This is a genomic window from Deltaproteobacteria bacterium, from assembly GCA_040223695.1.
Taxonomy (GTDB): Bacteria; Desulfobacterota_D; UBA1144; order Nemesobacterales; family UBA2774; genus JAVKFU01.
In genome coordinates this window covers 57,909-78,359 of sequence record JAVKFU010000014.1, presented here as the reverse complement: position 1 = coordinate 78,359, position 20,451 = coordinate 57,909, and the positions used below count along the sequence as shown (strand labels likewise).

Genomic DNA, 20,451 nt, shown 5'->3' with positions numbered 1-20,451 from the left:
GCCGGGGAGAAGGGAAATGATGAGAGTACGCTGTATGTATTCGGCGTCAGGATTTAACGGAAGATTAAAGGGGCCGGGAGCCAAAACAGAATAAGGCTCCCTCCCCATTCCCTGAAATAAAACTGAAAGGAGAAAAAAATGTCACAGCAAACAGCAGCGAATAACACACAGGATACTGTTTTAAACGGGGTAAATGTAACAAAGCTCGGAGATACAATCAGCGTAATTAAGGAAAACGCCGGGGTAGCAAAGTTTCAGTACCGCGCTACTAACAGGTGGATCAGCGGCGCACATAGCAGAACGACAGTAAAGGATTTCTACGGGGCGTGTCAGGAGGATACTTCGAGGAAGGAGGCTTTTGTGGTGGATAATGATGTGCCGAGAGTGCTTCTCGGGGAAGACAAGGGAGCTAATCCTTTGGAGTATGTTCTCAATGCACTTCTGGCCTGCATGACAATTACGATGGTTTACAAGGCTGCCGCTAACGGGATTAAGCTCGATGAGGTCGAGTCCAGAATAGAGGGTGATATTGACCTCAGGGGTATCCTCGAGCTTGCCGATGACGTAAGGAACGGGTTTCAGGATATAAGGATTACATTCAAAGTAAAAACAGACGCATCTCCCGAACAGCTTGAATTGTTGGAAAGGCTTTGCAAAACATCGCCCGTGCTCGATGTCGTTGCAAACCCGGTACCGGTCACCGTAAATCTTGAAGAATAATGAAAGCATACACAGGGTAGTGGTATACCGCTCCCCTCCTATCAAACAAATGAGGCGGAAAAATGAAAGAGATTAATAATGATGCGAAAATGAAGGCCAGGGATACTTATAATTCGGCTGCCGACCACTTCGATGACCTGCCGCTTGCGTTTTGGAACAGGTACGGAAGGAAAACGGTCGAGAGGCTGTCACTCGCTCGGGGCGCGGAGGTTCTGGATGTAGCTTGCGGGACCGGGGCATCTGCTATACCAGCGGCTGAGATCGTAGGCGCTAATGGCAAAGTCACTGGAATAGATCTTGCGGAAAACCTCCTTGAGCTTGTCCGCAGCAAGGCTCGTGAGAAGAACCTTTCAAATATTAATTTCTTAAACGCCGATATGGAGAGTTCTGGGTTTCCCGACGGGAGCTTTGACGCAGTCATTTGCGTATTCGGAATATTCTTCGTCCCTGACATGGAAAAGCAGATCGGGGAATTATGGCGTATTGTGAAACCGGGAGGGAAGCTCGCGATTACCACCTGGGGGACGGGATTTTTCGCCCCCGCATACGATTACTGGAAGCAGGTGGTCAAAAAAGAGCGTCCGGAGCTATATACAGCCTATAACCCGTGGGACCGGATTACGGACACGGATTCGGTACGGAAATTAATGGAAGACGGAGGGGCGTCATATATAGAAGTCACTTCGGAGGATGGGCAACAGTCCTTGCGAAATCCGGAGGATTGGTGGATAATAGCACTTGGCTCGGGTTTAAGATGGACGATAGATCAATTGAGCGAGGATGAGGCGCGAAGGGTGAGGAAAGCTAACATCAAGTGGCTAACCGAGAATAATATAAATGCAGTAGGAACGAATGTGATATATGCCGTAGCCAAGAAAGACGAGACACAAAAACCTCGTAGAGATTAATTTCTGGAGAAAAATGGATGGAGATAATATCCTGGATAATATTCGGTCTTGTGGCAGGCGCTGTGGCGAAATTTCTGATGCCTGGAAGGGATCCCGGCGGTTTTATAGGCACAATCATTATCGGCATAGTCGGGGCTTTCGTAGGCGGTTTAATAGCGAAAATGTTTTCCGCCGGGCAGGAAATCAGCCCGGGTTTCGATCTTAAAAGCTTCGTATTTGCTGTAATAGGCTCCATAGTCTTGCTGATTATTTACCGGGTGGTAAAGGGAAAGGAATAGAGGGACTAGCGATGAAGGAAAGTCGATACCCCACCCTGACCCTCCCCCTCGCAGGGGGAGGGGAATGAAAAAGGCTCAGGACGGAGGGGGGTTTTGATTGATCAGCTATTGTCACCCATCACCCTGATCATGTTTTGTTTAGGCAGCATTGAACCCGAAGTTAATTGTAGCTTCGTTGTGGATTCGATCGGTTCTTACGCTCGCTCAAAGCAGTGGCAGAAATGGCTACAAAAACAATATTATCTTCTTCTTTTCCTTTCCTGAAATAAATTCAGAACAGGGATGAAAAGAAGAAAAAATCATCCGACTGTACAGAATATGGCTAAAAATATCTTATTTCGGCTAAATCTGAAATAAGCCCGCCCTAAGCCGGATTCAGGGTGCAGCACGAGAATGTTATAATGGATTTTCCTGTTTTAGTTGTTGTACTAAGAAACCAGGTCTAAATAGCTTCTTAGCATTTAGTCGAGTTGCCCCGATTGCCCGCTTGCTTGCAATTGTTGTTCAAAATGACAAGATATTAACGAGACTGCTGTGGTTGCTCCGCAACAAGCAATGACGAGAATAGAGCGCTAAATTATGCCGAAACTAGACAAAGTAGTCGCCTTTCTTGATGAATTTCTTAAGACCGATGACGTGAAGGATTCCTCCTGGAACGGCCTTCAGTTTGAGGGGAATGATGAGGTGAAGAGGGTAGCGTTTGCGGTGGACGCCGGGGTGGAATCGTTCGAGAAAGCGGCCGCGGAGAATGCGGATTTGCTTGTTGTGCATCACGGGCAGTTCTGGGAGTTTCGTAACCCATCGATTGTGGGGTGGACAAGGAAGAGAATCGGTGTCCTCTTCGAGAACGACATGTCGCTATACTGCAGCCATAATCCTCTCGACAGGCACAGGGAAGTAGGGCACAACGCGCAGCTTCTTAAGCTTCTGGGAGCAAAAATAACAGGCGAGTTTTTTCATTATCACGGAAAGAACATAGGCTGGATAGGCGAGAGGAAAAAGGCCGCATCGATCGGTGAGATCGAAAAAAAGCTAAACGCCGACCTCAACACGAATTGCACCGTCCTACCATTCGGGCGGGAAAAGATAAAGACGATCGCCGTATGCAGCGGAGGGGGTAGTTACAGCGGGTTCTACGAAGCGATGGATGCGGGCGTGGATCTGTACCTGACCGGGGACGCTGTGGAGGTCTATTACACGGCAGCGGACGCCGGGATGAACGTTATATTCGCGGGACACCACGCGACTGAGACTATCGGTCTCAAAGCCCTTGCGGAGGTAGTTCGAAAGAGACTCAAAGTCGAAACGGTTTTCATAGATTTGCCGACAGGTTTGTAAACCCGCGCCGGTATGTTTACTTCACCTCCAATACCCCTTCAAAATTGACAAAACTGATACGAAGTCTTAGAATATTTTAGATTTGAGGAGGCGTAAGAGATGGGCAGCGATAACATGGTAAAGATATTCGATACGACTCTAAGGGACGGTGAGCAGGCTCCGGGCTGCGGAATGACGGCAGAGGAGAAGCTCAGGGTTGCGCACCAGCTGGAGAAACTGGGGGTCGATGTCATCGAAGCCGGCTTTCCCATTTCATCCGAGGGAGATTTCCAGTCGGTGAAGGTTATCGCGGAGAAAATACGCGGTTGTGAAATCGCGGGTCTCTGCAGGGCTAATTACAACGATATAGACAGGGGTTGGGAAGCGGTAAAAGATGCCGAATCCCCGAGGATTCACACCTTTATTGCTACCTCCGACATACATTTAAAACATAAGCTCAGAAAATCCAGGGACGAAGTTCTTGAAATCATAAGCGGCGCTGTTAAACACGCCCGCCAGTACACGGATAACGTCGAATTTTCCTGCGAGGACGCAACCCGTACAGAGCTCGATTACCTGTGTAAAGCTGTGGATATTGCCGTAAGGGCAGGCGCTACGACGATTAATATCCCCGACACCGTTGGATATACTGTGCCCGAGGAATTCGCCTATATAATAAGGACACTCAATGAAAAGGTTTCAGGCCTCGATAATATTGTGCTCAGTGTGCATTGCCATAACGACCTCGGGCTTGCGGTAGCGAACTCTATTGCGGCGATTAGAGAGGGGGCGCGGCAGGTAGAGTGCACCATAAACGGCCTTGGGGAGAGAGCCGGAAACGCTTCGCTTGAAGAGATTGTAATGGGTCTCAAGGTCAGGAACGACAAAAATCCCTACGTTACAAGAATAAATACCGAACACTTATATCCGACGAGCAGGATTGTCTCTCAGGTAACCGGAGTGAACGTTCAGCCCAACAAGGCGATAGTCGGCGCAAACGCCTTCGCTCATGAGGCGGGGATACATCAGGACGGCGTGCTTAAGGAAAGAATCACCTATGAGATAATGGACCCCGAAGAAGTGGGTATTCCGTCTAACAAGCTTATTCTCGGAAAGCACTCGGGGAGGCATGCCTTTAAGGACCGCCTTGAGGATTACGGATATTTTCTCGACGACGTGGGATTCGAGAACGCGTTTAAGAAATTTAAAGACCTGGCCGATAAGAAAAAATACGTATTCGATGAGGATATAGAAGCCCTGATAAGCGAGGAGTTTGTACGCTCGTCTGATTTTTACAAGCTGATATCGGCTAACTATTCGGGCGGCTCGGACATGCAGCCGGTTGCTACCGTCAAGCTCCTTATAGACGGCAAGGAAGTCACGGTTTCGGAAAGCGGGGACGGCCCTGTGGATGCGGCGTATCAAGCCGTTTCTAAAGCCACCGGATTGAAGCCTGCTCTCGAACACTACGTAGTCGCGTCTATCACCGAAGGGATCGACGCCCAGGGTGAGGTTACCGTAAGGGTAGAAGACGAGGGGGTAATCACACAGGGCCAGGGCGCCAACACAGATATTGTGGTTGCGAGCGTAAAGGCTTATATAAACGCCTTAAACAAGCTCCGCTGGCGGAAGGAGCATCCCAAGCGTGTAATCTCGCAGGGGATGTAAGCGCTACAAATTCCCTTTAATCCCGATACCTGTATCTAAAGTTCCGGACCTGCTATATAATTACAGGAAAATATGGCTTTCCCCACTAAAACGATAGAAAACTTCGTAAAGGCCGGGTATCCCGTCATTTATCTCGTATCCTGGGAAGAGGAACGGGTTGAGAATACAGTCCGGTCCATCGGGAAGAACCTCTACGGCGAATCCGGGAATTTCTCCGTCTGGTCGTGTGCCGACGGCTCTATGGACGGCCAGAGCGTTAACGGGACGAAAAACCTTATGGACGCTCTAAATAGCGTGATGAGCGATCAGGGTAAGGGCTTTTACATTTTCAAGGACGTTGGTTATTTCCTGGATGATCCGAGGCTCGTAAGGAAACTGAAGGACGCTTATCAGAAATTAAGAAAGTCTTCCAGGACAATTTTTCTCCTGTCCAGTTCGTTTTCCCTTCCGGGAGAGCTTGAAAAGGAAGCCGCCGTTATCGATATTGATCTGCCCGACCGTCAGGAGACGGGCAAGATTTTCGATTTCGTTATTAAATCATATACGCCTGAGAGCGTGCAGAATTCTGTCGAGCCTGAATTCAGGGAGGCAGCCATAAACGCCCTTCAGGGATTGGGCGCTCTTGAGATGGAGCTTGCGCTCAGGAGGACTCTTGTCGGAAGGGGCGCATTGGACGGGGACGCTGTGGACGCGCTCCTTGAGGAAAAGGCACAGCTTGTGAGAAAGTCGGGAACGCTCGATTTCGTAAGGAGCCGTGTAGATATAGATAAAGTAGGGGGACTCGAGAATATAAAAGACTGGCTCAATACAAGGCACCTTGCGTTCTCCAGCCAGGCGAAGGAGTACGGGCTCGATACACCCAAGGGCGTGTTGCTGATGGGGATAAGCGGATGCGGCAAGAGTCTTTGCGCAAAGGCGATCGCCACGGCGTGGAACCTTCCGCTCTTGAGACTCGACCTGAATCAGGTTTATTCCGAGACGTACGGAAGCCCGGAAGAGGCGTTTAGAAGGGCTATAAAAACGGTAGAGGCAGCCGCGCCGTGCGTACTCTGGATAGACGAGATAGAGGCCGGTATAACGAGGAGCGGTGAGAAGTCCGGCGACAGCCCCACTTCGAGGATATTCGGGTACTTCCTTACATGGATGCAGGAAAAGAACTACCCGGTTTTCGTTACGGCCACGGCGAACCAGATAGACCTGCTGCCGCCCGAGATACTGCGTAAGGGACGTTTCGACGAGATATTTTTCGTCACGCTTCCAAAACAAAAGGAGAGGAGGGAGATCTTCAGGATACACCTTCAGAACCGGGGCAAGGAGCCCGATAACTTCGACCTGGATTCACTGGCCAAGAACACCGAAGGCCTGAGCGGAGCGGAGATAGAGCAGGCTGTCATTTCCGCGCTCTTTGAATCGTTCTCAAAGGAAAAGGAGCTCGACGACAGGGAGCTAATAATAGCGGCCTCTTCGATCGTTCCCCTCTCCACGACTATGAGGGAGGAGATATCGAAGCTCGAGCGCTGGGCGTCTAACAGGGCGGTCAAGGCATCACGGTAGTTCGGATTGCGGAGGTTCTGTATTCACCTCATACAATCCCTATTAGAGAATATGATGAAAAGAAAATCGGAAGTAATGCTTTTAGCTTTTGTATTTGTTCTTTTATTCAGCTGGTCTACCGCATACGCTGTAAATATCTACGTATCCGTATCCGGCGACGATTCTAACCCGGGTACGGTTTCCTTGCCTTTAAGGACTGTGGGCAAAGCGGTTGAGAAGGCTAAGGTTCATAATGCTAATAATAATCCTGTAACTATAACTTTGTCTGCCGGGACTTACAGAGAGGCTGTTGGGTGGTCAAGGAGCGGCAGTACTACAGATGCTCCGATAGTTTTTCAAGCATCCCCTCCGGGCAGCGCTATTATTTCCGGCTCAGATGTTTTTACTAACTGGCAATCGGAAACAAAGCCTGATCTGTATTCGCACACATGGAGTAATAATTGGGGTGTTCCGGGTTCTTTGGGTGAGTCCTCCGGGGAAGTGGCCAGGCGCAGGGAGTTGGTTTTTGTAGACGGGGAGTTATTGACTCAGGTTACATTGTTTGGTGCGCTTTCGGAAAACTCTTTTTATGTAGACGAGGCTGCCGACAAGATTTATATCAAAACGGCCTCCAATCCTAATCAAAGTAAAGTAGAAGTAGGGGTCAGGAAAGGGATTTTTGTGATAGATAGACTGAAGAATCTTACCGTCAGGGGAATAGTATTCCAGCATGATACCACACCGGCCGATAAGTGGGCTGTGATTTTTAGAGGAGTTAAGAATGTTCTGGTTGAGGATTGCGATTTTCTGTGGAACACGTGGGGGGGACTGCGTTTCGAGAGCAGCGATGATGTGACGATTCGCAGGATTAAGGCAAACCATAACGGAGGTAAGGGTACTGAGGTTTTCCGGACTAGAAATCTGTTGTTTGAAGACAGCGAAACATCCTATAACAACTGGCGCGGGTTTGCAGGCGGCTTTACAGGGTGGTCGGTCGCAGGGTCCAAGCATTTGAGGATACACGGTGCTGAATACAGGAATTTGACAGCCATAGATAACAAGGCTCGCGGCTTTTGGCTCGACTTTGACAGTCAGAATATAGTGTTTGACGGGCTTATTGCATTGGGCAATATGGAAGGCGGCTTGGGGGTTGAGGCTAACCAGGGCCCGATTACAATCCGGAACAGTGTTATTTGTAATACTACTATCTTTGGAGGTATTCTAGCCTCCAACTCCGAGAACATCACTTTGGAAAATAGTGTCCTCGGTCATAATCAGGGAGGTCAGATAAGGCCCGGAGGCACTAATGGCAGGCCTGTGGATAACTGGGAGACCGGTGAGGTGGTCAGCCTGTTTAGTAAGAACTGGACAGCAAATAACAATATAATATTCGGGTCCGGGAAGAAAGAGATATTATGGTATTATGCCGATAGTGGAGGGGATTTATTCCTAAATACTTACAAAGGCGATAATAATATTTACTGGAACACCAGTCACGACGTATTCCGTATACAGGGAGATAACACCTTCAGTGTATGGAAGCAGAAAACCCGACAAGAGCGGAATTCGATTTTTACAGACCCAGCGAACGCTGATTTGACGGATGAGCAGCAGAGGATGTTAAATATATGCCTGGGTTTGATTTCCCCTGCACCTCCGGGATCGACTCCTCCTTCGCCTACTGAAAAACCTGGTCCGCCAAGTCCGCCGACAAATCTGAAAGTTGAACCGAAATAAGGTAAGTCCTGACCCGACATGCTATATCTTCTAACGGACGGTCAAGTTTTCCAGATGATTTGGGATTCCTCTTCAATGCAGCCGAGGGATCTTTTTAGAATAATTTGAAAATTCAATCAAAAATGCAAAAAGCATGCAGACAAGTATCGGTAAATCCGGTAAGTTTCTAATTGTTTATAAAGTGGGGATGTAGCTCAGCCTGGGAGAGCGCCGCGTTCGCAACGCGGAGGTCGGGGGTTCGATTCCCCTCATCTCCACCAATGATTAGGCACATTAGAAGGTTTATCAGCAGTTAATGTAATTCACACCCTCGGATTAACCCGGCTTGCGGAGACTATCGAATTTCGGTTTGTTTATAAGAAAGATGCCGAGCAGCACTAGAATAATTCCCGCGATTTGAAGCCCGTCTATTTCCTCATGCAAAAAGGCTACCCCCGCTATTATTCCGAAAACGGGCGCAAGATAGCCGAGAAGGGATGTAAAGAAAGGCCCCGCCCTCTTGATCAGCAGATAGAAGCCTGAAAACCCGAGCGCCGTACTTATAACCCCTAGCCCTATGAGCGACAATAGAGCCTCTGTATTAAGCGCGGTCATGGTCGGCTTCTCCAGTATAAACGCGAGTATTATCAGAATTACAGCGCCGAAGCCTATTGCGTAAGTGGTTGTCACAAACGGGTCTACATCCTTTGCGTATACGGGCACCAGGATACCGTTTGTAGCGTAGCTTAAGAAAGCCCCGAGTATTATAAGCACTCCCAGCAGGGTGGAGCTATGACCGAAAATCCTGTCGAGACCTATTACCAGGATGAGCCCGATAAGTGCTACGGCAAGCCCGGCGATGCCGTATATAGTGAAACGCTCCGTTTTAGTTACAAGGGCGGTGATCAGGAACGTAAAGAGCGGCATTGATGACGCCATTGCTGCCGCAAGGCCGGACGAGATATATTCCTCGCTAAAGGCGATCCCTACCCACGGGATTGCAACGCCTAAAACGCCAAACAGCATGAACGCCTTGTATTTACGGACGGGTCGCAGTAAATCCTTTTTTAATAGCAGGCACAGGACTACAAGGGCGACCGTGGCTATCAGCGACCTGCCTACCATCTCGGTCACAGGGGGGACGGACTTCTCGCCCACTTTAACGAACAGATAACCCAGACCCCAGAAAGCGGAGATGACAAGGAGGATGATAAAATTAAGGGTCATTATGTGGGCTATGTTTTAGTAAATACGAATCATGAGATTCGGCAAAAGCGACCTGTTTTTGCTCCCTTATATCTACTCTGAGATTAATGTGCGGTTCCCGGTTACGGAATTTACCCGGATCACAGCGTCTCTTTCGTTATCCGTCACGACCAAATTGCCGTCCGCGTCCAAATGGTCTCCGACGGCGCGCCTGAACCTGGGCCCGCTTCCGGTATCGGCGTCTGACAGAATCGTGCGGTCTCCCGTTTCAGGCTCCACACGGAAAACGGCGGCGAGATCGGAATCTGTCACCAGAAGGTTGCCGTCATCCTCAACCGCGATTTGAGTGGGCGCTACGAACAGAGGGCCGGTTCCTGTCCCGGCGTCAGACAGAATTGTGTGGTCTCCGGTGATACGGTCGATAAGCAATATCGCCACGAGACCTACGTCAGCCAGAACCAGATCTCCGTCGGCCAGTACGGCGATTCCCCTCGGGGTTATGAATTCAGGGCCGCCTCCCATACCTTGACCGGATATAATTACGCGGTCTCCGGTGTCTGTGTCCACGCCTAAAATGGTCTCAAGACCCCGGTCCTTTACTACAATATTGCCGTCCGCTTCAAGGGCGAGGTCCCTCGGCTCCATGAGCGGGGGGCCGCTCCCGACTCCGTCGTCTGATAAGACAGTCCGGTCACCAGTTACTGGGTCTATTCTTACTATTGTGTTGGCTTCCGAATCCGCCACCACGATACTGCCGTCTTCGAGCACATCTATACCCCTCGGGTCGAGCAGCTCTGCGCCTGTCCCAACGCCTACGCCCGACAAAATGGAGCGGTTGCCGTTATTTATGTCGATCCGGACGACAGCCGGAATACCGCGGTCCGCAACAACGAGGTTCCCGTCAGCTTCAACGGCAATACCTCTGGGATCAACGAGTCCGGGGCCGTTTCCTACGTTGTTCGAATCGTCATCGCAGGCTGAAAGAACCAATATAAATATTGAAACTATGCCGACGAGTGCCCATGAATTATTTAATAATCTTCTCATGTTTTACCCCCCTCATATATGCAGTTATTTTAATTTTCTAACAATCTCAACATATAATAAAAGAAATTAGTTGTCAACGCATCTACCCTTGCCTGTATTGATTCTGAATGCAGTCCCCGGTTTATTGCAATAAATTGAGCTTTGTGGCGTAGTTCTTTAATTCCGAGATACATGTCTTTTTGTGTGGCCGCTGCGTTAGTATTAAAGCCCCGCTCAGGGGTTCGATTCCTCTCAATTTCAGCACTATTGACCGCATAACCTATCGCGGAGCCACAACCCGTACATTTCAACTCCCCACTGATCAATCCCGCGAGCGGTTATTTGAATATTATCGAATTCGTTGATTTCAAATTTTACTTGTGATATAGGTTGAATAGGGAAGCCATAGGTAATGTGCATAACAATGTGCCTGAAGCCGCTTATGTAATAAAAGGGGGTAAATCGCATGATTGGAAATATTCGCTCTATTACCGATATAAAATGGATTGCTTTAGTAATTGCGATAGGTTTTTTCAGTATCTCCGGTTGTAACAATTCAGACCCGGCTTTTCAAGAGCTGACATTCAGGCTGGCTCCCAACGAAAGAGCGCCGCTGGCAGGAATTCTGGAATTAACTACACTTGTGCCCACGAGGATCGTACTCGATGTCAGCGATGGCGATGACAACTGGCAAATAGTGTTTGAAGAATTTAATACCGACCACTCCCTTGCGGTTCTCGGTTTTCGACCGGGGGAAAAACATACGGTTTTAGTCAGCGCTTTAGATGAAGATGGCGGAATAGTGAACGAAGACTTGATTGAAGTTGAGACCGATCCGCTGCCCGAGGATTTTCCTGATTTTAGTGTTACAAGCGATGTTCAAACGATGGAGCCGGGTGTGACGTTATTTGAAGCAGGCGGGTTTTTGATAATCGTTGATGAACCTGGCGAGGTTGTGTGGTATTACAGGATACCTTCCCCTCAGAGTTTTGACCGTGACGTAAGACGAATGGCGAATGGCAATCTGCTTTTGTTGCTCCCTACTTCCCGCATTTTGGAAATAGATATGCTGGGTAATACCGTAAGAAGCTGGTATCCCGCGAGGTCAGTTGCGGGTGACGAAGGAAGCATCCCGGTTGATGCGGCGGCTTTTCATCACGAGATATTCGAAATGGAGTCCGGCAATTTTCTGGTGCTCAGTCTGGAACTGAGAACGTTCGATGATTATCCGTCAAGCGTCACCGATCCGCTTGCTCCTGTTGAAAGGGCTGAGGTGGTGGGGGACGTTATAGTCGAGTTCGCTCCGGATGGTACTCTGGTGAATGAGTGGCCGGTTCTGGATATTCTCGATCCGTTTCGTCTGAGCTACAGCTCGCTTCTGGGCATATGGGACGGTTTTTTTCAAAATACACAGGGCGTAACTGGTCCGACGAGGGACTGGTCGCACGGTAACGGTGTAATACATGATACGAGAGACGATTCACTGATAGTGTCTCTTCGTCATCAGGACGCCGTTATTAAATTCAGCAGACAAACCGGGGAGCTGATCTGGATTCTCGGCACGCACGATAACTGGGACCCGGTCGTGTTCGGTGATTTTCTTTTAACCCCTTTGTCGGGCGATGAATTTTTCTTCCAGTATCATCAGCACGCGCCGATGATTACGGAGAGCGGGAATATTATTTTATTCGATAACGGCAACAACAGGGCGAGCCCCTTTGATCCGATTATACCGGGGAACATCTTCAGCAGGGCGGTCGAATACAGTATCGACGAATTCTCAAAAGAGGTCGATTTGGTCTGGGAGTCCACAGGGTTTAGCGAAGAGGTTCTATTTGCGGGGTTTCTTGGCGACGCCGATTCCCTTCCCGAGACGGGTAACGTACTGATAACGTTCGGGGGAAATCAGCCGGCGCGGATTGTCGAGGTTACCCGCGACACTCCGCCGGAACAGGTCTTTGAGATCCTTGTACCTAACGTGGAGGCCAACGCTTTTGTTTACAGGGCGGAGAGGCTGCCGAGCCTTTACCCGTAATTATTCCTCGACGCGGAGGTAGCGGGGTTGATTGTTGTAATCTTTCAGCTGTTATTTCAATGAGTTTCGGGTTATAGAGGTTTGCAGAGTTGAGCGGTATTGCATGCGACAAATAAGAATAAATTCACTTTTCACGCGGTCTGGACTTTTTTCTGCTTCTTTTCCATCTCCGATTTGAGGTAGGCGTTCTGGTCGTGGTAGATAGCTCCCTCGGGGAGGTATTCCCAGAGCGGACCCAGGTCTTTTTTGATCATATCCACGTAGAAATCCGGGATTTCCGTTGTCTCACCTTCAAAGAAGTCCCTGAATTTCGTGTCCTCCTGAAGGAACTGCCTTATCTTCCGGTAGAACTTGATCCTGCCCGACCCCTCGGTCGATATAGCCCGCATGACGTTCATCCATCTCGGGACCCTGGTTCTTGTAGCGCGGAACCGGTTGTATATCGAGCGCAGCGAATACGAATACTGAGCGAGATCGATAAGGAGGTCGTAAAATTCGGGCCAGGAGTAGTTCTTCGGCTTTACGTTAGAGGCGTGGTTATTGTTCAGGAAGTGAAACGGGAACGGCAATACCCTGTCTTCACTCTGATATTCAAGGTTGAGCGGCGCCGCGCGCCCGAACGCGGTAATGAGCGGGTAAGCGGGGAAAGCGGCAGGCGCCATATCCACGAATTTTTTTGTAAGCTCGAATGACTCGGCTCCGTTGTCGCTGTCGAGCCCGACTACGAAATTTGTCTGTACGTAGGGAATATAACTCAATATCAAGTTTATATGCTCCGAGACGATCTTCACCTTTTCCATGCCCTGCTTCGCGCCCGTTTTCGACTTGTTGCCCATGTCGAACCACGACTCGATACCCGGGAGCAGCGCCTGGAAACTGTTCTGGTTGAGCCGTTTCAAGTGCGGCTCGGAAAGGAGTGAAAGGCTGCTCTCCGCGATGAAGTCAATGCTGTTTAACGGCACCGCTTCTTCTATCGCGTTCATGTAATCATCGAAGCGCACACCGAAATTGGGGTCATACCAGCTCACCAGGGGACGTTTAATCTTTGTGAGCACGAACCTGAGGTCTTCTTTCAGCATATCGAAATCCAGCGGCTGGTAGGGCTCGCTCGCATCGATACAGAAGCTGCAGGTGTACGGGCAGCCGAGGCTGCCTATCATCGGCACGACTCTGAATAAGAAGGTGGTTTTTTCATGTGCCTTGGATATGTACTTCCAGCGCTCCCGGACGCCGGGAAGATTTTTAGGCTGACTCTTGGCCGAGAGATGAAGCCCCTCGTGCATGTATTGCGAACAATCCTTAAGCACGTCCAGGATAAGCTCTTCGTCGGTAAGGCCGAGTACATAGTCGAAATACTTAACCGCGTCCTCGGGATAACATCGTGCGTGAGGACCGCCGAGTACCGTAATTACGCCTTCCTTCCTGTATTTACAGCTGAGAGCATAAGCATGTGTGGCGGATTGAGTGAACGCGTTTATGAAAACCATATCTACGTCTTTCGGCGCGTCTTTGGCAAGGTCTTCAAGACCGGTATATATAAAATAATCGACATCGTGGCCCGCATCCTCGCACCACTTGGCCACAACCTGTGGCATTATGCCCATGAAGTTTGCGTGCATGACGCGAGCCCAGAGGGAATGATTAGGGGATTTGGTAATAAAGTCGATTATACCGATTTTGAGTTTTCGCATATTTTTCCTTGTTCTATTATTGTCAGCGGCTCAACTCTTGTATTACTCCAAAAGGGGTTAAATTAAGTAAGGGCCGGATATTTATATTAGCAATGACTAGAAGGGCTGTATTGATAGTTCTGATCCTATAACATCCTGCAAATTTATAGAAACCATACACTAAATGCCTCTATAAAGCAATTAAATTAACATTGAAATCATAGAGGAATTCACATGAAGCCGTCTCGATACTCCGTTGAAGTTGCCTTGTTTTATTTATGTACATTCCTCCCGTTAGGTTTGTATAAAAATGAATCAGGCTTGTATTCGAGAATGAGATGATCCTGAAGGAAATTCGGCAGAGACGTCGAAGGGCCGCGGAATGGGTATATATTTGAACCCAAGGGGGCGTAAAGGGCGGAACCATACAGTATATAGCCTATCAGACCGGGGAGCTGGTAATGACTTTTTTAAATAGGGCAATATGGTGATTATTGAGGATTGAAAAAAACTCCCCGCAGCTGGTGAGGCGGCCGCGGGGACAGGATTTAAATTATTCCTCGTTGTCTTCGGTCCACTCGTTGACTACCTGATACCGAGGGTAAACGAAGCTACCCTTTGTCCATATAGCCCAGTCGGGTTCGGGAGCTAGCGGTTTTATTTTATTCAGCGGATGACCTTCGGGCGCATTGAAAATTATCTTCGGGTTTTTCATTTCAACCGTACCGCCGTTCCAGGGGATAGGATATTTCACGACCTGATTTACTGTATTTCCGTCTTTCCCGGTTTTGATCAATCCGAAGTAGTTAAGGTGGCCGCCTCCGAAATTGCCCAGCTCGCTTCCTACGTCCGCCGTGGATACGATGAAGGGTTTTCCGTCGACCGTTAATGTAGCCGTTAACTTACCGTCCTTCACATCTGTCGTAGTCAGTACGTTGGTGTTCTCATCCACCGGGATACCTATCTTCTTCGTAAATTCGCGCATCACAGGGGAGCTGTTGAAATATTGAACGAAATACCTGCCCGGTATCGTTGTATCTGAACCCATTATATAGGAGTCCTGGTCCTTAAGCTCTACCGTAAGATACGTAAGCGTATAAGCTCCCAGGCCGGAGGTCTGTGTCGCTTCGGGCACAGTGTACATGTTGATTACTATATGACCTTCGGGGTTTGGCTCCAGTCCGGGGGGCAGCAAGGCTTTGAGTGTCTCGGGATCAGCTTTATAGGCTGCGATAAACATCCACGCGCCCGTTACAAGCTGGGGAGACGGCAGGTCGGAACCTTCTTCCGCGGCGGCTTTGAAGATGTCCCCTGACGGGATAACAGACATCGATATAAAAAATAAAGCAATAAAAAGTCCTTTTGTTATTCTGCTCATATATTGTCTCCTTTTGTTTTGTCGGAACTAAAAAGTAACCCCTAATTATATTAATACGAACGAACGGTTTAATTCAAGTGGTTTTTTGCCCGAACGGAGCCTGTGAACTTTGTAGAACCAAAAAGGGGGCCACCTGTAAAGAGGCCCAAGCCTGGGAAGCTGCTCTAAATTAATAGCCCGAAGAATCCACAGAGGGAATTTTTTTGACCATCCTCCAAATCCCCCTTTATTGAACCGAAGAAAGGTCAATCAGCTACGCAATTTATTCTCATCAAATTTTAGGAAGATGTCAAGAATGGAGGGTTAATAAGCCCATATACCGTTACTTGCGGGATTCAAAGCGGTTATAAAGATTCGGTTAACTCTATTCAGAAGCCTTTTTGCATATATATATAAAAGCGGGCGGTATATTGCTCCATACGGTTCTGCTCGTGGTGACATGGTCGAATTTAGCGTAGATCTTTTTTCTGAATTTCCACGCCGAGGGCGCGACTATTCCCAGCACATAAGCATATGTAAGGAATATTCCTCCGGGTTTTAAAACATCGTAAATCGAATCTAGTAATGTCTTCTGCATTTCCCTGTTAAAGGTCGACCAGGGGAGGCTGCTGATTATTCTGTCGCATCCGCTCTCTCCGTGAAGCTCAAGGTGCTTCATTATGTTTTCCGCAGAGGATTGATATACAACCGCTTCGGGGCACCTTGTTTTGGTGGACTCTACGAACGCGGGATTGATTTCAAGGGCGAAGAAGGTGGTTTCTTCCGCTTTCTTCTGAAGAATTTTCTCCGTTATGACGCCTGTTCCGGAGCCTAGTTCGACAACGGTAGAAATATTCTGAAGGTCGGCTATGTCAGTAATAAGGCCGCATAGTTTATTGTTCGAAGGGAGAATGGCGCCTGTTTTTGTAGGATGAATTATGAACTGAGTTAAGAATTTCAGGTTATATTCCAGCTCCGTTTCAGCACCCATATCTGTTCTTCTCATATCGTTTCTGCCCTCGCCGCTGCAAGATCGTAATCGAGTAGGTCGTTACCGTTATGCAACTTTAGTTTGTTATAAGCCTTTCTTTATACATCGCTGATTATAAAAAGTCAATTTTTTTCAAAGCTTTATTCTTTTTACGGCGGACTCAGGCCGGCGTTTTGACAAATTGAGATTGTGTAATTAGAATCCCTTTGAATTCCCGGAGAATATAATTCCGATTAATCATAATTCAACCTGGGTTCCCCGGTACATATTTAATGCAAGATGAGATAATTATAGATATTAAGGACGTATATAAATCCTTCGGTCCGAAGGAGGTTCACTCCGGGCTCACTCTATCTATTCGAAAGGGAGAGAATATTACGGTCCTGGGGGGAAGCGGGTCCGGGAAAAGCGTCCTGCTCAAGGAGATAACCGGTCTTCTGAAGCCGGATTCCGGCGACGTTATCGTCGAAGGCGAGAATATAGTGCCGCTTGACGAAAATGATCTTGTGGGCGTGAGGAAAAAAATGGGGATGCTGTTTCAGGGCGCGGCGCTATTCGATTCACTTACCGTGGAGGAAAACATAGCTTACCCACTCAGGGAAAATACCGACTTCCCTGAGGGTGAGATAAGAGAAGTCGTCGCTAAAAACCTCGAACTCGTGGGGCTTCCCGGAATTGAAGATAAAATGCCGTCCGATCTCAGCGGAGGTATGAAAAAAAGGGTCGGGCTTGCGAGAGCAATGGCCATGAATCCAAAAATACTGCTTTATGACGAACCGACCACAGGGCTCGATCCCCCGAATATCAGCAGAATAAACCAGCTTATCAGGGATATGCAGGCTCAGTTCGGAATAACCGGCGTGATCATTACGCACGACGTCCAGAGCGCTTTCGAAATATCCGACAGAGTGGCGTTTCTCTATCACGGGAAGATTATATTCACGGGAACCGTAGATGAAGCGGAGAGCACGGATATAGAGATTTTAAGCGACTTCATTCACGGAAGAATGGAGGGGGCGGATGCCTAGGGAATACCGGCAGTGTGCTACCGCGCTGCATTATTGGGAATAATCACTTTTCTCGATTCCCTCGACTTCAATTATTTTCCATCCGCGGAAGGAGGACTTTTTAAGCATAACCGTTATGTTCTCCGGCGATACGTCACTCCCGATCAGATTCTGTTTTTTCCCGGATTTAATCCCTTTTACAATTATGTCGAGATTTGCGGCCGCTTCCTTTTCGCCGTTTTCGTTTTCGCCGATTGTGGCCGAAAGGCCTGAATACGAGGCTTGAAAGCCGTCGTACTTCTCGAACGCGTTTTGGGTGAGATTTTTTAAAACCGGATAAGTAACGCCGTGCCCGTCCTTGTAGTGTAATGAGAAATGCTCCGTTACGCCCTCCAAATTTTTCTCCCCGGCCGACTCTATAATACTGTTAAATACCGCTTCGATCTCACTCGTATCGTCCCCGCCCGGAAAGTAGAAATAGACCAGCAGCGCGACAATGATAATGAGGGGAATTACATATCTCGCCATACCGAAAGTTTACTGCAGGTTTACCAAAGATTCACCGTTATAGGTTTTTACCCCAAGCCCTGACCCGTTTGTCGTGATTTTTACCGCGCCGTCGCTCCCGGTTTGAAAAACTGACACGGGGCTCCCGAAATCCGTGCGCTGAGTGATGCGGTCGGTAACCAGAACCCGGGGGGATACCGTCCGCAGGAACCGGAGAAAAGATTCGTCAATCCTGATGTTCCGTATGTAGAGGACACTGCTTTTAATTCCCCCGCCGTAGATACGTGAAAGCTCATTCTGTACTCGTTCATTATTGAGTGACTCGCCCAGGAGGAATTTTTCATTCTTGAAATTAAGCATTAGGGCAACAGGCTGAGGAAAGGACGAATCCTCAATAAAGAATCCGTCGCCCGGTTTTAATATTTTGATAGTCGAGTTTTCCGGCAAGTTTTGTTCTTCGAGAGACTGAAGATTTTTCCATTCTATTTTTTTGTTGTGGATGATTTCCCAGAGCTCGCCGTCGAGCTTCCCGCCGTTCGTCCAAAAATTTTTTACCTCGAATGTGTCGAGGAGATATTTGGCTCCGCTTATGTGGTTCCTGCCGGTCGATGTCAGAATCAGGTAGTCGATTCTCCTTACACCGGATGTGATGAGAAACCTTCCGGCTACCGTTCTTTCGATATAGCCGCTGCTTCCGTACTTCGAAAACCCGCCGTCTATAAGGATCTTTTCACCGTCCGGCAATTCAAAGAACGCGATACTTTTATTTTCCCCCGCATCGAGGAAGTACGCGTTTAAATCCCCGCGGCCCGGCTTAATAATGAGCGGGTGGATAAGGCTTAACACAAACGCAAACAGGATTAGCGGGAAGAGGAGTTTGAGTCTGGCGAGTTTTCCCATCACAAGCAGTGCAATACCGGTCAAGGCGAAAAGCACCCAGCTTATGGTATCGAGCGGCGGGATGTTGAGTGAGAAATAGGGGGTAAGGGAGAGTTTACCGATGCCGAATACAAGCATTTTAACGAAAAAGATGCTCAGGGAGAGAAGGGGCCCGGCAAGTAGAGGGGAAACAAGGAACACAAGGAAAGAAACGAGCCCCAGGGGGACTATCAGCAGCTCGACAAAGGGTACGAAAACAAGGTTTGCCGGTATGGAGACAGCGGGCAGGATGCCGAAGGAATTGACTATAAAGGGAAGTGTCGCGAATGTAGCGGCGCAGGTTGTTTTCAGCAGCGACACAAAATCGTCTTTCAAAGTCCCGAATTTAAACGGATAGAATATGTGGACGAGGAGGATGCCGAACACCGCGGCGAAAGAGAGCTGAAAAGAAAGCTCGAATATCGACCACGGGTGCCATACGAGAATGATAAACGCCGCGGCGGCGAGCGTATTAATCTTCTTTTCGTCCCGTCCTAAAATTATTGACAGTAAAAAGAGTGAGATCATTATGAACGCCCTTACTGCGGATGTTGAAAATCCCGCAACGGCTGTGTAGAGAAAGACGGGGAGTATTGTGAGAGCGGCCGCAAGGCTGGGCACTTTGAACCGGAGAAGAAAATATTCAGAGCGCTTCAATATCCATTTAATCAGTAGAAAGAAGACGATTGCCACAGCCCCCACATGGAGGCCCGATATCGCGAGAACGTGCGCAACGCCCGCTCTTGAGAACTCCGTCCTCAGGTCCCTCGGTATTCCCCCATTCTCCCCTATCGTTACGGCGTTTAAGATCTCGCTCTCCGGGGAGGGAAAATTATCTCTGACGAAATTTCCGAATCTCTGCCGGACCCTGTCCAGGTAATAAAGCACCCGGCTGTACGATTTGTCTCTTCCGAATGAAATTATCCGGCTCTCTCCCTCTGTAAAACCGGATAGATAGACGCCCTGCCTCCCGTAGTACTTTTTGAGGTCGAACGCTCCCGGATTCCTGTAGGTTCTGAAAGGCGCGAGCTTGATGCCGATTACACGAATTCTGTCGCCGTACGCAAGACCCTCTACGCGCTCCGAGGTGAAGATTATCGCCTTGCCGGATACAGGACTGAATTCGCCTTTCTCTAAAACGTAGTCCGCCTTGAGGAAGAGCCTGGAGCCGCGCTCTCTTGACTCAGGCGCTCTGTAAAGCGTGCCCTCGACGTCGATTCTCCTCCCGCTGAAATCAGTTACGCTACTGCCTGTGGATAACAGCGGGGCCATGGAGAATAAGAGGCCCAGCGGTATGAATAAAAGGAACCTGAAACCGGGTAAGAAAAGTGAAGGGAGCCCCGTTAGGGGGGCGAGTACGGCGATTACCATCCATACGTTTCCAATATGTTCCGATAGCAGGATGCCGGAGGCGAATCCGATCAGCGGGAGCACTATTTTATACTTTACGGAAAATTCTTGAAACAGGCGCGTCGGATTTCGCATTATCGATTGTAAAAATTATATTACTCTGTGATTGTTCTGAGGTATCAATTATAAGACGAATCGCGCCCGGTTCTCAAATATTATTTAAAATTAACTCGGAGACGAACCC

Annotated in this window: 16 protein-coding genes and 1 tRNA gene; 10 read left to right on the top strand and 7 right to left on the bottom strand. The window is 48.7% G+C overall.

Features of this window, described 5'->3' with window-relative positions:
* The first annotated feature begins 138 nt into the window (after positions 1-138).
* From RIG61_04150 to RIG61_04115, 8 genes are all read left to right on the top strand, one after another.
* Entirely contained in the window at positions 139-720 is a 582-nt protein-coding gene (locus RIG61_04150) for an OsmC family protein (protein ID MEQ9618350.1), read from the top strand.
* A gap of 62 nt (positions 721-782) precedes the next feature.
* Positions 783-1,628 carry a class I SAM-dependent methyltransferase gene (locus tag RIG61_04145; GenBank protein ID MEQ9618349.1) on the top strand — a complete coding sequence of 282 codons (846 nt, stop codon included), beginning with the start codon at positions 783-785 and terminating at the stop codon, positions 1,626-1,628.
* A 17-nt stretch (positions 1,629-1,645) separates the two neighbouring features.
* Entirely contained in the window at positions 1,646-1,906 is a 261-nt protein-coding gene (locus RIG61_04140) for a GlsB/YeaQ/YmgE family stress response membrane protein (protein MEQ9618348.1), read from the top strand.
* A 579-nt stretch (positions 1,907-2,485) separates the two neighbouring features.
* Complete coding sequence (locus tag RIG61_04135; GenBank protein MEQ9618347.1) at positions 2,486-3,244, top strand: Nif3-like dinuclear metal center hexameric protein; 759 nt, start codon at positions 2,486-2,488, stop codon at positions 3,242-3,244.
* A 99-nt stretch (positions 3,245-3,343) separates the two neighbouring features.
* Positions 3,344-4,891: a 2-isopropylmalate synthase gene (locus tag RIG61_04130; GenBank protein ID MEQ9618346.1), complete on the top strand. Its 1,548-nt coding sequence runs from the start codon at positions 3,344-3,346 to the stop codon at positions 4,889-4,891.
* Positions 4,892-4,963: 72 nt separating this feature from the next.
* Positions 4,964-6,445: an AAA family ATPase gene (locus RIG61_04125; protein ID MEQ9618345.1), complete on the top strand. Its 1,482-nt coding sequence runs from the start codon at positions 4,964-4,966 to the stop codon at positions 6,443-6,445.
* Between the two features lie 54 nt (positions 6,446-6,499).
* Positions 6,500-8,161 (top strand): right-handed parallel beta-helix repeat-containing protein, encoded by a 1,662-nt coding sequence (locus RIG61_04120; protein MEQ9618344.1) that lies wholly within the window; start codon positions 6,500-6,502, stop codon positions 8,159-8,161.
* Positions 8,162-8,344: 183 nt separating this feature from the next.
* Positions 8,345-8,421, top strand: a tRNA-Ala gene (locus tag RIG61_04115).
* 55 nt (positions 8,422-8,476) lie between these two features.
* On the opposite strand, the gene RIG61_04110 is transcribed toward RIG61_04115, so the two are convergent.
* Together RIG61_04110 and RIG61_04105 are read right to left on the bottom strand one after the other, a co-directional pair.
* Positions 8,477-9,367, bottom strand: coding sequence for a DMT family transporter (locus RIG61_04110; GenBank protein ID MEQ9618343.1), 891 nt, complete (start codon positions 9,365-9,367; stop codon positions 8,477-8,479).
* A gap of 72 nt (positions 9,368-9,439) precedes the next feature.
* Positions 9,440-10,393, bottom strand: coding sequence for an NHL repeat-containing protein (locus RIG61_04105; GenBank protein ID MEQ9618342.1), 954 nt, complete (start codon positions 10,391-10,393; stop codon positions 9,440-9,442).
* Between the two features lie 445 nt (positions 10,394-10,838).
* Between RIG61_04105 and RIG61_04100 the strand changes: the two genes are divergently transcribed.
* Positions 10,839-12,407, top strand: coding sequence for an aryl-sulfate sulfotransferase (locus RIG61_04100; GenBank protein MEQ9618341.1), 1,569 nt, complete (start codon positions 10,839-10,841; stop codon positions 12,405-12,407).
* Between the two features lie 131 nt (positions 12,408-12,538).
* On the opposite strand, the gene RIG61_04095 is transcribed toward RIG61_04100, so the two are convergent.
* From RIG61_04095 to RIG61_04085, 3 genes are all read right to left on the bottom strand, one after another.
* Positions 12,539-14,098, bottom strand: coding sequence for a radical SAM protein (locus RIG61_04095; protein ID MEQ9618340.1), 1,560 nt, complete (start codon positions 14,096-14,098; stop codon positions 12,539-12,541).
* A 532-nt stretch (positions 14,099-14,630) separates the two neighbouring features.
* Entirely contained in the window at positions 14,631-15,455 is an 825-nt protein-coding gene (locus RIG61_04090; GenBank protein MEQ9618339.1) for an acetoacetate decarboxylase family protein, read from the bottom strand.
* Positions 15,456-15,819: 364 nt separating this feature from the next.
* Positions 15,820-16,440 (bottom strand): methyltransferase domain-containing protein, encoded by a 621-nt coding sequence (locus RIG61_04085; GenBank protein MEQ9618338.1) that lies wholly within the window; start codon positions 16,438-16,440, stop codon positions 15,820-15,822.
* 257 nt (positions 16,441-16,697) lie between these two features.
* Between RIG61_04085 and RIG61_04080 the strand changes: the two genes are divergently transcribed.
* Positions 16,698-17,453: an ABC transporter ATP-binding protein gene (locus RIG61_04080; protein MEQ9618337.1), complete on the top strand. Its 756-nt coding sequence runs from the start codon at positions 16,698-16,700 to the stop codon at positions 17,451-17,453.
* A 30-nt stretch (positions 17,454-17,483) separates the two neighbouring features.
* On the opposite strand, the gene RIG61_04075 is transcribed toward RIG61_04080, so the two are convergent.
* Positions 17,484-17,960 carry a hypothetical protein gene (locus RIG61_04075; protein MEQ9618336.1) on the bottom strand — a complete coding sequence of 159 codons (477 nt, stop codon included), beginning with the start codon at positions 17,958-17,960 and terminating at the stop codon, positions 17,484-17,486.
* A 9-nt stretch (positions 17,961-17,969) separates the two neighbouring features.
* Positions 17,970-20,342 (bottom strand): ComEC/Rec2 family competence protein, encoded by a 2,373-nt coding sequence (locus RIG61_04070; protein ID MEQ9618335.1) that lies wholly within the window; start codon positions 20,340-20,342, stop codon positions 17,970-17,972.
* Between the last annotated feature and the right edge of the window lie 109 nt (positions 20,343-20,451).